At 54.8% G+C, this 13,529-nt stretch carries 14 protein-coding genes; 3 read left to right on the top strand and 11 right to left on the bottom strand.

Annotated elements, in window-relative coordinates:
* Nucleotides 1-10: 10 nt before the first annotated feature.
* Genes ACOBR2_RS08620 through ACOBR2_RS08590 form a run of 7 tightly spaced genes read right to left on the bottom strand, consistent with a single transcriptional unit; the run spans nucleotide 11 to nucleotide 6,313 of the window.
* Nucleotides 11-820, bottom strand: a complete 810-nt coding sequence (locus ACOBR2_RS08620; protein WP_420239616.1) for a hypothetical protein — start codon at nucleotides 818-820, stop codon at nucleotides 11-13.
* A 14-nt stretch (nucleotides 821-834) separates the two neighbouring features.
* Nucleotides 835-1,074 (bottom strand): hypothetical protein, encoded by a 240-nt coding sequence (locus ACOBR2_RS08615; RefSeq protein ID WP_420239615.1) that lies wholly within the window; start codon nucleotides 1,072-1,074, stop codon nucleotides 835-837.
* 20 nt (nucleotides 1,075-1,094) lie between these two features.
* Complete coding sequence (locus ACOBR2_RS08610; protein WP_420239614.1) at nucleotides 1,095-2,363, bottom strand: TrbI/VirB10 family protein; 1,269 nt, start codon at nucleotides 2,361-2,363, stop codon at nucleotides 1,095-1,097.
* 14 nt (nucleotides 2,364-2,377) lie between these two features.
* Nucleotides 2,378-3,142 (bottom strand): TrbG/VirB9 family P-type conjugative transfer protein, encoded by a 765-nt coding sequence (locus tag ACOBR2_RS08605; RefSeq protein WP_420239613.1) that lies wholly within the window; start codon nucleotides 3,140-3,142, stop codon nucleotides 2,378-2,380.
* The gene (locus tag ACOBR2_RS08600; protein ID WP_420239612.1) at nucleotides 3,139-5,643 is read right to left on the bottom strand and encodes a VirB4 family type IV secretion system protein; all 2,505 of its coding nucleotides are present in this window, start codon (nucleotides 5,641-5,643) and stop codon (nucleotides 3,139-3,141) included. Before ACOBR2_RS08600 ends, ACOBR2_RS08605 begins: the two co-directional genes overlap by 4 nt.
* On the bottom strand, nucleotides 5,643-5,942 hold the full coding sequence (locus ACOBR2_RS08595; protein ID WP_420239611.1) for a VirB3 family type IV secretion system protein: 300 nt from the start codon (nucleotides 5,940-5,942) through the stop codon (nucleotides 5,643-5,645). Before ACOBR2_RS08595 ends, ACOBR2_RS08600 begins: the two co-directional genes overlap by 1 nt.
* Nucleotides 5,943-5,974: 32 nt before the next feature.
* Nucleotides 5,975-6,313 (bottom strand): TrbC/VirB2 family protein, encoded by a 339-nt coding sequence (locus ACOBR2_RS08590; RefSeq protein WP_420239610.1) that lies wholly within the window; start codon nucleotides 6,311-6,313, stop codon nucleotides 5,975-5,977.
* A 326-nt stretch (nucleotides 6,314-6,639) separates the two neighbouring features.
* On the opposite strand from ACOBR2_RS08590, the gene ACOBR2_RS08585 reads away from it, so the two are divergent.
* The 3 genes from ACOBR2_RS08585 (at nucleotide 6,640) to ACOBR2_RS08575 (ending at nucleotide 9,187) form a co-directional block, all read left to right on the top strand.
* Nucleotides 6,640-7,740, top strand: coding sequence for a helix-turn-helix domain-containing protein (locus tag ACOBR2_RS08585; protein ID WP_420239609.1), 1,101 nt, complete (start codon nucleotides 6,640-6,642; stop codon nucleotides 7,738-7,740).
* A complete protein-coding gene (locus tag ACOBR2_RS08580) occupies nucleotides 7,721-8,230 on the top strand; it encodes a hypothetical protein (RefSeq protein ID WP_420239608.1) in 510 nt (169 codons plus the stop codon). The genes ACOBR2_RS08585 and ACOBR2_RS08580 overlap by 20 nt, the downstream gene beginning before the upstream one ends.
* Nucleotides 8,231-8,365: 135 nt before the next feature.
* Nucleotides 8,366-9,187 (top strand): RNase H family protein, encoded by an 822-nt coding sequence (locus tag ACOBR2_RS08575; protein WP_420239607.1) that lies wholly within the window; start codon nucleotides 8,366-8,368, stop codon nucleotides 9,185-9,187.
* A 75-nt stretch (nucleotides 9,188-9,262) separates the two neighbouring features.
* Here the strand turns inward: ACOBR2_RS08575 and ACOBR2_RS08570 are convergent, their stop codons facing one another.
* The 4 genes from ACOBR2_RS08570 to greB all read right to left on the bottom strand — a co-directional run bounded on the left by ACOBR2_RS08570 (nucleotide 9,263) and on the right by greB (nucleotide 13,313).
* Nucleotides 9,263-10,282 carry a hypothetical protein gene (locus ACOBR2_RS08570; protein ID WP_420239606.1) on the bottom strand — a complete coding sequence of 340 codons (1,020 nt, stop codon included), beginning with the start codon at nucleotides 10,280-10,282 and terminating at the stop codon, nucleotides 9,263-9,265.
* A gap of 876 nt (nucleotides 10,283-11,158) precedes the next feature.
* Entirely contained in the window at nucleotides 11,159-11,869 is a 711-nt protein-coding gene (locus tag ACOBR2_RS08565; protein ID WP_420239605.1) for a DUF169 domain-containing protein, read from the bottom strand.
* Between the two features lie 3 nt (nucleotides 11,870-11,872).
* The gene (locus ACOBR2_RS08560; protein ID WP_420239604.1) at nucleotides 11,873-12,325 is read right to left on the bottom strand and encodes a MarR family winged helix-turn-helix transcriptional regulator; all 453 of its coding nucleotides are present in this window, start codon (nucleotides 12,323-12,325) and stop codon (nucleotides 11,873-11,875) included.
* A 382-nt stretch (nucleotides 12,326-12,707) separates the two neighbouring features.
* Nucleotides 12,708-13,313: a transcription elongation factor GreB gene (greB, locus tag ACOBR2_RS08555; RefSeq protein WP_420239603.1), complete on the bottom strand. Its 606-nt coding sequence runs from the start codon at nucleotides 13,311-13,313 to the stop codon at nucleotides 12,708-12,710.
* Nucleotides 13,314-13,529: the final 216 nt, after the last annotated feature.

Below are 13,529 nucleotides of genomic sequence, written 5' to 3'. Positions count from 1 at the left end.
CTCCTTTCCCTCAATAATGAAATGCCCACTGCGTGCCGGAACTCGTCTGCTGTGGGGTTACGCTGTTGAAGGTCTGTTGGTAGCTGTTGCCAGTTTGAAAGAGTGATTTGAGGTTGTCCTGCTGCACCTTCTGCCCAATGAGTTGTTGCAGCGCCTGCGCCTGGAGAAGCTGATTGGTTTCCTGCTGCGTTCGTAGCTCGATCAGGAGCGCCTGATTGATGCGTTGCAAAGTTGCCATCTCCGTGTGTTGGGACGAGTCGGTGGAGTGGGTGGCAGCTTCCAATTGGCTGATGTCAGATTCACGCTGCGCGGCATTCGCGCGGATGGTTCCGATGGTTTGCAAGCTGCTGGCGTTTACAGCGTCCGAAAGATCGACTGTTGCGCCGCGTGCAGCAATAGTTTGCTGGCCCTGAGAACTCAGTGAACTGTACCCGGCAATCTGTCCCGTGCGCGGAATGCTGGCCGTCTGGTTCGCCGACGCGGCACCGTATCCCGTGGATGCGGAGTTCATCCATACCAGGGAGTTGCCATAGGTGTTCGCGGGCGTTGTTAAAGTGGTCCACTGCTGACGCCCGAGGTTGCTGAAAGAGGTGTAGAGTGTCTGCGGCAGCGTCGTCATGTGCTGCGCAAGGTTGTATGCGGCGATGACGTTCCGCGTCGTCTCTACTGTCGTCGTGTAGAGTTGGCTGGATTGCTCAATCTGCTGGACAGCGTGCGCTGATTGTGTAGGATCGAAGACGATCCCGGAGCCGAATTGAGCCTGTGCGGACGGCACGAGTCCTGCCGCCGCAACGAGTGCGAACGTGAGCGTGAATTTCATTTTGTCCTCCGTGACTACTTCTTCGCGCGCTCTGCTTGCAGCCGGTCCCATGCGTCCTTCATCTGCTTGTTTTCGTCAACACATTTCGGACTGAGCGTAGGCGGAACCTTGAGGTATTCGGCAGAGCAGTCCTTGGCGAATTGTTGGTTGATCTGGTCGTATTCCTTCTGGAGCGCATCGATCTTAGCTTGATGGCTCTGGCAGCCGGGAAGTGTGAAAACAAGAACTGCCATCAGTGCGAAGATTCTGGCCATGCTGTACATGAATATCTCCTTCAAAATGTCTGCGAAATGGTGTGGTTTTCGTATGCCGGAAGAAGCATATCCTGGGTGAAGTAAACCTTCACGCGATGCCCCTCGCGGATGGTGATGGTCGGCGGTATCTGAATAAAGCGGTCGAGGACCGTGGTTGCCGACTGCGAGACGCTGCTGGCTGTTCCTGAGGTAAATGCCTGGGAACCGCTCGTGCTGATCGTTCCGCCGCCCTGCTCAATCTCGGCCGCGCCGGAGACAATGCCAAGCGCAATCGACGCGCCAAAGATTTGCAGGTAGTGGTTGTTGACCTTGTCCTTAAGACCCTCTGCACCGATCTGATCGAGACCGTGGAACTGGTCGAGATCGACCGAATATCCGTCTGGCATAATCATGCGGTGAAAGGCGACAGCCATGCGGCGCTGCTGGCCGAAGCCGGCGGAACCGATCTTCTTGGCCTCGCCCAGCACGACGGTTCCGTCAGGAATCAGGACGTGCTGGTGATCGTGCGAGTAGACAGGATTGGACACGAGCACCTTGACCGGACCGACGGCATCGCCGTCGAGCCGGTTCATCAGCACGGTATCCAGCGTCGTCCCTTCATAGATCACATAAGGCTGGCCAACGGCGGAATCAATGTTGACCTCAGCGCTGCGCTTGGCGGAAGTTTGCCCGCCAGTTGCAAACGACGGATCGCCCGCCGCTCGCGCTGCGACGAGGTTACTTGTAGACTGACGTGCGGTCGTCGCAGGCGAAGCCGCATCAGCTTGGTGTGCATAGACAAGATTCGAGGCGAAGCGAGAATCATACGCAAGCTGCCGTTCTTTGATGGCGAGTTGCTGCGCCTCCTGTTGTGCCGGAGAAAGCTGTGGCTCTCCAGCGGCCTGTCCGTAGCCGTTTTGTTGCTGCGGGCAGGTCTGGCCAGGGACACACGGCGTTTGCTGTCCCGTGGGACTGTATGCTGACATGGCCGAGGCCTGGGCGGGAGTAAGGCCAGCCTGCGTACTCTGCTGTTTTTCCGTGGCAAGCTGGTTCTTGAGATCCTGCACGTTGTTGTCGGTGTTATCCTGCACCATCGGCTGAGGCGGCTCATGTTGTGCCGCTGCCTGCTGCGCGGGCGTTTTCTTGCCAGTGCTACTGAAGACCGCCGCTGCAATTACCAGCCCCGCCACGCCAAGATAGAGCAGAGGTTTCAGGTTCTTGCGCAAAACGCCCATCGGTTCGTGCGGGTTCTGGCGCAATTCCGGTTCTGTAGGCGCACTACTCTGAGAATTGATGATCGGTTCTGCCATCTCTCACCTCGCTGTTATCCCTTGCGCGTGAACTCCATTTTTTTCTTGCCCAACTCGACGTATCCCGAGTCCATGACCTTGGGAATGATGTACGTTCCGTCCCGAAGATCGTAGGTGACAAGATTCGGCTTGCCGTCCTTCATCTCGTAGACGCTGAACTTTTCCGGCGCATTGGTCTTGATGTAAGTGAACTTGTCGTCGTGATAGATCGACTGAATATCGAAGGGCGCTTCGTTCCGCTTGTAAACGTAATCGAACTTGAGTTCCGTTGGGTACGCGCTCTTGTATTCATCCACTGCCTGGGAGACGTGCGACTGAAGAGCGGCAAGCTGCTGCTTGGACTGCTCCAATTGCGCGGCGGGAACAAACTGCGGAGGGCCGCTGGCCGCGACGATCGAGGAGCGGTCGGCAGGCTCGACGATCACCTTCAGGTCCGGCGTTACAGAACTGCCGGAAACATCCTGAAGCGTGAACGAATAGATGTTGCCTTTGTCGGTGATGAGGTTCAGGTTGGAACTGATGCCGGCCTTGGCCGGGTGCACAAAACAGAAGTTACCCACCACATCGACAACCCAGAAGTCCTTGTCGCCCGTGGCGGCCTCCATGATCTTCTCGGTTGTTGGTACTTCGATCAGCGTGGTGTACTTCAGCTTGGCGTGAATGGGAACGATGTCCTGCGAATGATATTGAACGGTGCGAGCCGACGCATCCTGTGCGACAGCGGCAACGGAGGTAAGCGCCAGGGCAAGCCCGGCGATGCAGATGTGCTTGTTGTTCATTGGGTCGCTCCTTGGGGTTTGGTTGATACAACACCGGCCTGTGTGCGCGGCCGGAAGGGAAAGTCTTCGGCCAGATGGCGTAAGCCATCGGCGATGCCGAAGCGCTCGAAGTAATCGCGCTTCTTCAGGTTGTCGCGGGCATTGTTGGTCGCCGTCCAGTGCGAAACCGAATCGACGTTCAACTGGACCTTCTTCGATGTCTGCATTTTGCGAATGAGCATTTGGCCCGGAGGAACGAGACCGGCAATCAGGTCGAGTTCCGTGTCGTTCAGATGGAACGCCTCGCGGTACACGTCGCGGTCCATCTCCGGGTTAGCGAGGAAGATTTTGGTTGGGCAACTCTCGGAAACGATCTGCAACATTCCCGACTCCTGAAGTTCCTTGATGGACTGCGTGGCCAGGATCATCGCGGCGTTGTGCTTCCGCCACGTCTTCTGCGCCTGCACAATATAGTTGCGGATGGTCTCATTGCGAATGAAGAGCCACGCCTCATCGAGCAGGAAGAGCTTGAAGGTGGATAGCTTCTTCGGATCACTGATTTCATTCGATGCCCGGTGCAGGACATAGAAGAGAAGTGGCTCCAGCACATCCGGCGCATCGCCCCAGCCGTGGAAGTTGAAAGTCTGGAAGCGCGAGAACGAAAGCGTGTCCTCGGCGTTGTCGAAGAGAAAGCCGTATTGCCCGCCGCGTGTCCAGCGGTGCAGGCGCTCTTTCAACTCGCCAACGATGTTGGCGAAGTTCGACATCGTGCGCTGATCGGGCTCCAGCATATACACCCGCTCGATGGCATCCCACAGCTTGCGCTCTTCCTTGAAGTCAAGCCGATAGCGTTGCTCGTTGCCTTCGATGAGCACGCGGAAGAAACTGAAAAGGAATTGCAGGTTCTCCTTGGTCTGAGGCAGCGAGAAGGGGTTGATGGTGAAGTCACGCGCCTCCTGACCGACGTTGAGATACGAACCGCCAAAGATCGTTGTCAGCGATTCAAAGCTACCGCCGATGTCGAAGATGAAGGTCAGCGGCGCGTACTTCTGCGCGTTCTGCAACAGAAAGCAGCACAAGTACGATTTGCCAGATCCTGTCATGCCGAGAATCAGCGTATGTGCAACTTCGCCGTTATGCAGATTCAGAAAGTAGGGCGTGCTGTTTTCTGTTTCAAGCGCGGCGAGGTACTCCGTACCAAGGTGCGCATTCGTTCTTTCGCCGGGCAGGATGGTAAACAGAAAGCTCAAGTCGGCATAGTTGGTATTCAGCAGGAACATCCGGCGCAGATTCATTGCGTAGTTGCCGGGAATCGTAGCGAAGTAAGCGTTGAGCTGATTGTAGGTCTCTACGAATAAGTTCCCATCAGCATTGGTGAAAACTCCGGTGAATTCTCCGGCAAGTTGATCGAGTTGGCGTTTATCCTCGCCATACAAAACAATGGTCAGCGAGAACTCGCCCAGCGATTGGCCTTCGCCCAGATCACGCAGGCAGTCGCCGAGGTTCTCGATGTCGGCCTGTTTCGATTCATCGACCAGCACATCGCGGGGATTCACCATGGCGGCGCTGTTGCCAAGCTGCGAGACGAATCCGGTCTTCGAGATGTTGAAGTGGCGACGCCGCTTGTCCACTTCCTTGCGCGCCTTGTCCGCGGCAAGGGGCACCCATTCGGTGACAACGTAGAAGTTCCCCGGAATCTTAAGCAGGGCGTCGAGCACCAGAGGCCGCGTCTCTCCGATGGCCTCTTTCATGGTTAGCACACGGACAATATGCCCACCGATGCGTAGATGGTCGCGCTCCGCTTCAAGATCGGAGTTGACCACCTGGTAGTCGAGAAATTGCGTGTGCTTCGGCCGTCCGGCGATGCGTCGCTCATCGTAGTTGAGCAACCGGCGGAAGAAATTGAACTGGCCGTTCTGGTCAAGAATTTGAATCTGCATGAAGTCGCCAAGCTGGCGCGTAAACGCCTGCACGCGCTGGCTGAGCTGCGCGAGGTCGCTTTCGATCTGCGAGCGCAGCAGCGTCTTCATGCTGTTGCCAATAAACTGCGCCTTCAACTCAGCGCCCGCACCAGCGGGATCGCTGAAGAGGCACGATAGCGCGGCCATCAGACCGGTCTTCGAGCGCGGACCTTCGAGCAGGATGCAATAGAAGATTTCGATTTGATAGAGGTGGTCGCGTTTGGCCTCGAAGAACTGCTTGCGCTGCTCGATGGCCGCCTGCACGACTGGATCGTCGTAGCTGGCAAAGGGAATATCCGGCCGATTCGATTTGAAGAGATATTGATAGACGTGGAATCCCGGTCCGAAGGACTTGAGGGCAGACTCCAACCGCTTGACAGCGTACTCCTGGCTGGCATGGTCGAGGCTCTCGTAATCCACGCCGGGGACTTGTAGCACTATGCCAAGATCGCCGCTCTTGGTGAGGAATGCCGTCTCATTCCAGAAGCCATACAGATTGATGTGGTCGCAGAGTGCGGCTGCCTCCTTCCACGGTTTGATGACTTTATCCAGGCGCAGCATCAAAGCACCTCCACGCGCGGCACGCTTTGTTTGGCCGCGTCGTAGCGCAGCTTGTACCGCTCTGACTTGGCGAGAATGCGCAGAAAGGCCGGGTCGCTCGTTGTGACCCAACGCCCGAAAGCGTATCCGCCGATAAATACGGCAAGCCCTGCAACAAGACTGTTGAAGAGATTGAATGCGCCAACGGCTCCGACGCAGACGAAGTAGAACAACGTGCGTTCGACGCCGAGGTATGTGAGGGGCTTGTGCAAGCTCTTGTAGACGCGGTTTGTTCTCCGGCTATTGGTGTGTGTTTGCATCGACGCCCCTCACTCTTGATGACTGGCTGAGGTTAGCTGCCCCACAGCCAGGTCAAAACGTTGGTTGCCATGACGGCGATTCCCGTGCCGGCGGCAACACCGGCCAGGGTTTTCTTCGCGCCCGGTTCGCCGTGCGCGAACTGGTAGCCGCCTACTACGATGGCGATCAGGCTGGCCACCTTGGCGACGGTTCCGGTAAACAGGGTTTGCATCGAGGTGAGACCACTATCGAAGGGAGAGCTGCTCATTGCGTGCGCGAATACAGGCGAGACAATGAGCACGGTGAAGAGGCTGAGGAACGGGCGAATCCAGTGAGGAGACCGCCATCGGGCAATTCTGCGCCGAATGGCGGATGTGAGCATGACAATCATCGGCACCTCCAGCGGCCCTGAAAGGCCGCGATATGCCGAAACGTAAGCTGCCTCTGGACTCAAGTCCAATGATTATTGGGAATGATGGTATTCCGCTGGCGCATGATTGGCCTTCCCCGGCGCTGGCTACGGCCACCAAGTTCATCTATGCAGACGAATTCTGTTATCGAGTCTGAGCACCCGCACTCAGATGGAAAGCGTTCTCAGATGCGATTATTTGCCACACGGCCACGACGGCCATTGGAAATGTTCTCTACATTGCACCAAAATCAGTTTACAAAACATCTAAGTAGTGCATAATTGTAAATCAGAGAGAGGAGTTGGCCATGATCGCAGATCGCATCAAGCTCGCACGGCGTAAGGCTGGCCTTTCCCTCCGGGGTTTGGCAGCGGCAATGAACGACAGGGTCACCGCACAGGCCATTGGAAAGTATGAACGCAACGAGGATATTCCGAGTTCGGGCGTTCTGATCTCCTTGGCCAAAACCCTTGGTGTATCAATCGCTTACCTGATGGATACCCAGGGAGTTGTGCTGTCTGGCGTAGAGTTCCGCACCAAGGCCAGCACGACCGCCGCTGACCGGGCCGTTGTTGAGACCGAAGTCCTGGAGTGGATTGAACGCTATTTGCAGATTGAGCATGTGCTGGAGTTGGAGAGTTCGGCTTGGCAGTGCCCGATTGCGCCCCTCCGGCGTCTGAACGAAGCGGCCGATGCGGAGGCGCTCGCTACCGAAGTGCGGAAGAAGTGGAATCTTGGAATTGACCCGATTCCCAATATGACCGAACTGCTAGAGGAAAAAGGGCTCAAGGTGCTCATTGTTTCTCTTCCTCAGCGGGTTTCCGGCTTTACCTGCATAGTCGGTCGCGGCAAGGACAATCCCGGCCTGCCGGTGATTGTCGTCAACAAGGAGTTTTCTTTGGAGCGCCGGCGCTTGACCTTGGCCCACGAATTGGCTCACCGGCTGATTGACACCGCCAGTTTGAGCGACAAGGATGAAGAGAAGGCTGCCACTCTGTTTGCCGGTGCCTTCCTCATGCCGCGCGCTCACCTGCTCCGCGAGGTTGGGAAACAGCGGAATGCCCTCGGCTACCGGGAACTGATCTACCTGAAACGCCAGTATCGCGTGAGCGGCGTGGCGCTGCTGATGCGATTGCGGCAGATTGGCGTTATCAGCGAGCCGGTTCTGATCTATGCCTTCCAAACCGTAGCGCGTGGCTGGCGGACTCAGGAACCGGAAGAACTGGAACCGCAAAGCGAGCGCGGATCGCAGGAGCGGCCACTTCGCTTTGAACGGCTCTGCTACCGCGCTCTGGCCGAGGACTTTGTTTCCCTCAGCAAGGCTGCGGAACTGCTGCGAATTCCTCTACCCTTGGTGGAATCCGGTTTGAAAGGACCGCTGGTAGCCAATGCGGATCATCGTCAGTGACAGCAGTTGTCTCATCGACCTCAAAAAGGCCTCGCTGCTCGGGGTCTTTTTGAGCCTTCCGTATGAGATTCTCATCCCGAATACCCTCTTCGAGGACGAGCTGCTCAGCTTTACGGCGGCAGATAAGCGAATACTGCTTCAAGGTGGCTTGCAGGTTGTGGACTTACCTGGTCAACAGGTGCTCCGTGCGCGAGATGTCATTACGAGCAGACCGCGTCTGTCCGTCCATGATGGCTTTGCTTATGCACTCGCTGAAAGTCGAACAGATAGCATCCTCCTGACCGGCGACGGCCAACTCAGGGCGCTTGCGACAAGCAACAAGATTGAGGTTCACGGGGTTCTGTGGGTCGTGGATGAAATTCACCGGGGGCGTTTGACTACGGTGAAGGCACTTCATGCGGCTCTCAGCGTCTTTGCGGATGATCCGACGGTACGGTTACCCAAACGGGAGTTGACAGCAGCACTGGAACGGTTCGAAGCGCTGCTTTGATGCAATTGAGGGTGCTCAAAAGGGTGCTGAAGGCATAGTCATATACCATGCGAGGCGTGTTGATAGGCATTGCAGCCGTGGGACTCTTCTTTTGCGCATCCTGAATTACAAATTTGATTTAAACTTCTCAGCAAGATGCAACTCGACCCCCGCGCACTTCACATCTACACCGACGGATCATGCTACCGAAACCCAGGCGGCAGTTCCGGCTGTGCCGCGATTGTGCAGTACCCGGACCATCTAGGTCGAGAAGATGAACAGATTCTCGATTTTGGCTGCTCTGAAAGCAGCAACAATCGAATGGAACTGCTTGCATGTATTCGTGCGCTTGATTGGATTCGCGGAAACTCTCCATGGTCAGGTGTATCTCGCGTACAGATCATCACTGATTCTCGCTATGTTGATGACAATAGATCGCGTGCACAGATGTGGCGGAGAAATGGGTGGCGCAATCAGCACGGCGAGCCTGTAGAAAATTCTGATCTCTGGAAGGAGTTTCTCTCCGTATCTCAGAAAGTTGGGATGACAGTTCATTTCGAATGGACAGCCGGGAAGAAAACGCCCATCCTGAAGCAAATTGATAAAGCAGCGAAGAATGCAGCAAAGCGCGATGGTACTGATGTTGACCGGGGCTATCGACCCGGTATAGTTGCGCGTTCAATGGTTTCCGGAGCCGCTACGAGGTTTGCTGCACACGGTCAAATGGCCGTTATTCGCCCCTACAGAAAGAGCGTGATGCGGCAGGGTGACGACAAGGTACGCTTTGACGTCTTCTCCGAAGAGAAGGGCAGCTACACAGAAAGCTGCTACGCATATGTAACCACTGCACTTGCGGCAGAACTTCATCGTCAACATGGTTATCGCGTGCGGCTTGATGACAACGCCAGATGCCCGCACATTCTCGAAATCCTTGAGGAGGTTGTGATCCCCAATCGTGTCACCAAACGCGTTCCTTAAATGAGTTGAAAAGTATAGGTTCCTTAATTTCTGAAAGCTTGGCTAGCTGTCCGAGCACGGCTCATTTACTACGAGCTATGATAGTTCAACCAGTTTCAGCGGCCTCGTAGTGAACCGGAACTCATGTTCAAGCAGAAAGTCCCCCGTGTCCGCGTTGGTCAGACGCACGACGACGGTCCCTTCCGTTAAGTCGGGCATTGGTTTTTCTTCCGTCATAATGCTCTCCATGTTGAACTCGGCTGGTACTCGCCGTTTTTCGACGGTGTGTACCCGATCATCGAGCATCGCCGCAATTATCAACTCCTGCGTCTCGTCGACGCGAAATTCGATAATGTCGGATGCTGCTTCCAACCAGCATCCTCCAATCCGCCGAAATTCTCCTTCTTGGCTTCGGTAAATCAGTTGGGCTCTTACAGGACCACCCACATTCTGAGCCCCCCTTTGAGCCTCGTTCGTAAACTTCGCTAAAAGTGCAATCTGCCCGTGCTCCACGACCCACTGTTTCTCGAATCTGCCCATGTCGCGGCTCCATAATGTTTGGCCTGCACCCGAGACTGGAGCAAAATCCGCGCCCGTGAAAATGAGGTTCAGAGTCGGGTGGTGAATCCTAGCTTTCGTGATCTCTGCTGAGCCGCTGGTTGTCAATCCATTGAAATGAATGTTGACAGTATGAGCGGTGATTCCACCGGATTGGTATGTTGTGGAGAGAGACTGATCGATTAGCAGTCTGACTCCTTGTTCAGTCTGTTCCTCAGAAAGTTGCCCAACACTCGCCATATGCTCTGATTTCATTTTCTGCAAACGGTCTACCGTGTAAGCATCAGGATCGTCATCGATTACATCATGATGCCTTCCACAGAGCAGGATCAGGTTGTTATAGTCATGCCGTTCCGCCGGAGTTTGATTCACATCGAACCGAGGTCCGCCTTTTTCTCTGGCTTTTATGTGGCAGATTTTACCGATCACCGTTTTCCCCTCGACGATGGTAGATTTGCACTTGGGGAACGCACACCTATTCCCCGATTCAGCGAAAAGCCGCTTGATCGTAACTGTGCTCGGTCCTGAGGGGTTATTCAATTGCTGGTTATCTGTCATGGATTTCCAACCAACTTTAGTTTACTGTTTCAATCGCCTTGCGGAAGAATGCAAACGCGAAAGCTTGTGATTGTAGTCGGAGCTACTGGCACTCCGGAAGTCCCGATATCTGGCTCCAGATTGGCGTAAACTACTTCGCAGATGCCGGTTAAGCGACAGGTGGACACCAAAGCTCCAAATTGACGCCAAATACCTTTCCGGCACTGCAAACGGCTTGGTGGAGAATGCGGCATTTTCACACGAGGATCGACACCGGAATGGACACCAAGCAGGACACATCGCTGGACACCAAACCGGACACCAAGGGTGGCGGAGAGAGCGCTGGACACCAGAGTCGAATGTTTCATTCTCATGTGAGGCGAATTTTGGGTCGAATTTGGGTCGAAAAGGCTTGGTATCCATGGTGTCCCAAAATGCCCGAAAATGCTCCCAAACCGTGGGGGCAAGAAAAATCATAAAAATTGTGGACACCAAGGAAAGTTTTTCACATCAACGAGTTACCGTAAACCGTTGATGGCAAATAAGTTGGAAAAACCGGCGTGCCCGAATCTCCCCCTCTCCGCCATATAGCTTTTAGAAACATTGGCTTAAAGAAACCAAGAAACACCGCCGCCACCCACTCGGGTGGCCTTTTTATTGCCAGTGGCTGTAGTGGTGGCTGTTGGGGCCTCAAGCCAGATAGTTGGTTCGATAAATTGAGGAGTATCGCTGAAGGAAACGGCGTTTTTCAATACTAATCCGACCATTGGCAAGTAACCCGAGCTGAATAAGAGCATTGGTTCGTTCTTGAAAGTTAATTGCCACTGCAATCATGACTGACGGTATTCGGCAGATTCCCAGGTATCAAAATCGAGGGGCTCCCGGCAAGAAGGTAAGTCATTCAGCGCGGGCGGTGTTGAGCCGCTTAAGGAAGGGCTTATCCAAGAAGCTATGTCCGTCATCCAAGCTCAGCAATCGAGTGAGCATCGGAACGGTGACCGTAAAGCCGAGAATGTCGGGCGGCAAATGTGGCCGCATGGCAATGTCAGTTGCCCCAACCATTGCCTGAGGGCGTGAAAGATCAGGAAACATACTGTACATTAGTCCACACCCTGAGCCAAACGAAGCGAGGACAGGTTCCGGATCATCCGGATGGGCGTGATAGTGAGCAGCATAAATAAGAAAACTGAGCTGATCGGGATTCACGAAGAATGTGATGGTCCGGAGATATTTACTTAGCTCGTTCCGGATGGGGCCAATGAAGATATTGCCGTTTTGCGGTGTGAACGTTGGATGAGCGTTCAACCAAGCCTCGGTGAGTTGCGCGTTTTCACGCAGCCCCTCTTTGTCGGTCAAGAATGAAATCATTACATCTTTGCTTGGGAAGCGACCTTTGCCCAGCATCCAGTGACCGCATCCAGGGCACCCCTTGGAGGATTGATTCAGAATCATCGTGGCGCCTGATTGGAAGTCCTGGTAATGGTCGAAGATGCATTGCTTAAGCGGAATTACCGGAGTGAAAGGTGTTGCGTCTGGGGCATCGTAGACTGCGACTGGAGCTGTAGTGATTCCCATTGCTCCACAGAACGTTGTTAGTGTCATGGTCATGGTCTAGCCTCCCACGTTGTCTGATTCCAGACGGTTTATGAGCGTTTGCAACAAATCTCCAGCGATTGATAAGTCGGAGAGAGCTAGGCCGTCAGAGATTCGATTGGCCCATGCCGCCTGCCGCTTTTCTACTTGAGCCATAACCTGCTTCCCCATCGCTGAAAGAATGTAGAGCTTTGCAGATTGATGATCCGGATTAGCGATGGCGGAAGCAAAACCTTCAGCTACTAACCTGTCAGCGATTCTCTGCACACTTTGCCGTGTTAATCCCATGCGCCGGGCAATAGCTGAGACAGTGAGTAGTTGGTCGACGATCATCCCTAAAACCTGCCATCTGGCAGTGCTCAGACCAAGATCTTCGACCATTCGGTCACCAGCAGCGACTACCGTGCCGTGCAAACGGAAGGTACTCAATACGATCTGTGTAAATTGGTCGCCACCCGCAGTTCTTTTCATATGCCCTCATCATGACAGCATAATGTCACACTGACAGTCTGCTGTCAAGAATTGCACGATTCCTTCCCGTAAGACTCAGAGTGAGCAAGGGAATGGTCAGTTGGCGCGTGCTCTTCAGTCACTCGACAAGGACAACCCAGCGATGGTTGCTCAGCAGCCAGAATCTCGCCTAGTGAAAGCTCTATGCGCTTAGCGAAAACGGATAAGTCCTCAAAAGTCGCCATGGCGCCATTGATCTCTTGCATCTGCTTCTTGGCTGACCAAACAGTCCTTACCGTCTGTGTGCTCGCGTCTGTGTGCTCGTCTGCAGGTAAAGAAACTGGAAGAAATCACCGTGGCCGACGAGCCTCCCGCTTTTTGCGGCCAGCGCATCCCTCGTTGCTTATGAGCGTCGCTGAGATGGTTCCTTGGTCGAAGCCACAGAACCAGGTGGCTCACGGAACGGTTCTACAGCAATGCGTTCGTAGCGCACTTCCAGGATCGTCAGCTCTTCTGTGCCGCTCGGTGCGTGAAGCAGCACGGTGTCTCCTTCTGTCGACTTCAGCAAGGCGCGCCCCAGCGGGGAGACCCAACTGATGTGGTTACGGCCGAGGTCCACCTCATCTGTGCCTACGATGCACACCTCTCGCTCACTTCCGGCGGCATTGGCGTAGAGCACGGTCGCCCCGAAATATGCCTTTGCCGTCGCCTGCGCTGATCGCGGAGTTTCCGGGTCCACCACTTCCGCGGCTTCAATACGCTTGGAGAGAAAGCGAATGCGCCCATCAATCTGCCGCAGCCGCCGCTTACCGTACTGGTAGTCTGCGTTTTCACTGCGATCTCCGTTGCCGGCAGCCCAGGCTACCACCTCTGTCACGGCAGGACGATCTTTGGTGAGCAGAAACTGGCGCTCGTCTTTGAGACGCTCCAGGCCGCCCGGTGTTATATAGTTTTTGGCGTAGACTGCCGGGGCGTCCGGCGCTGGTCTTCTTGTGAACCCTTTCCGCACTTTGTTAATCCTCCCAGCACGAAGCGAGTGTGTACCCCATAGAAGTGCGGACTGACTTTGATGGAGAATACTGCAGGGTATACAGGTCCATGGATTTCAACATTTGCATCCTTGACCGATTTTCTCACGTCTACTCAATTCTGAGCGATTCCGTCCATCCTCCTGCCGGTAAGCGTTTGCGCCGTTGTTGATCCCATTGCCGTCAATATCATAATG

Source organism: Telmatobacter bradus, from assembly GCF_048629425.1.
Classification (GTDB): Bacteria; Acidobacteriota; Terriglobia; order Terriglobales; family Acidobacteriaceae; genus Telmatobacter; species Telmatobacter bradus.
The sequence above is the reverse complement of the archived record's forward strand: the minus strand, read 5'-3'. Positions and strand labels throughout refer to the sequence as shown.

What these genes read in the sequence shown, in the direction of transcription:
- ACOBR2_RS08560 (WP_420239604.1), bottom strand. Translation starts at nt 12,325, where the DNA reads ATGAAAAGAACTGCGGGTGGCGACCAATTTACACAGATCGTATTGAGT.
- ACOBR2_RS08580 (WP_420239608.1), top strand. Translation starts at nt 7,721, where the DNA reads ATGCGGATCATCGTCAGTGACAGCAGTTGTCTCATCGACCTCAAAAAG.
- ACOBR2_RS08610 (WP_420239614.1), bottom strand. Translation starts at nt 2,363, where the DNA reads ATGGCAGAACCGATCATCAATTCTCAGAGTAGTGCGCCTACAGAACCG.
- ACOBR2_RS08585 (WP_420239609.1), top strand. Translation starts at nt 6,640, where the DNA reads ATGATCGCAGATCGCATCAAGCTCGCACGGCGTAAGGCTGGCCTTTCC.
- ACOBR2_RS08575 (WP_420239607.1), top strand. Translation starts at nt 8,366, where the DNA reads ATGCAACTCGACCCCCGCGCACTTCACATCTACACCGACGGATCATGC.
- ACOBR2_RS08605 (WP_420239613.1), bottom strand. Translation starts at nt 3,142, where the DNA reads ATGAACAACAAGCACATCTGCATCGCCGGGCTTGCCCTGGCGCTTACC.
- ACOBR2_RS08615 (WP_420239615.1), bottom strand. Translation starts at nt 1,074, where the DNA reads ATGGCCAGAATCTTCGCACTGATGGCAGTTCTTGTTTTCACACTTCCC.
- ACOBR2_RS08590 (WP_420239610.1), bottom strand. Translation starts at nt 6,313, where the DNA reads ATGATTGTCATGCTCACATCCGCCATTCGGCGCAGAATTGCCCGATGG.
- ACOBR2_RS08565 (WP_420239605.1), bottom strand. Translation starts at nt 11,869, where the DNA reads ATGACCATGACACTAACAACGTTCTGTGGAGCAATGGGAATCACTACA.
- ACOBR2_RS08620 (WP_420239616.1), bottom strand. Translation starts at nt 820, where the DNA reads ATGAAATTCACGCTCACGTTCGCACTCGTTGCGGCGGCAGGACTCGTG.
- ACOBR2_RS08595 (WP_420239611.1), bottom strand. Translation starts at nt 5,942, where the DNA reads ATGCAAACACACACCAATAGCCGGAGAACAAACCGCGTCTACAAGAGC.
- ACOBR2_RS08570 (WP_420239606.1), bottom strand. Translation starts at nt 10,282, where the DNA reads ATGACAGATAACCAGCAATTGAATAACCCCTCAGGACCGAGCACAGTT.
- ACOBR2_RS08600 (WP_420239612.1), bottom strand. Translation starts at nt 5,643, where the DNA reads ATGCTGCGCCTGGATAAAGTCATCAAACCGTGGAAGGAGGCAGCCGCA.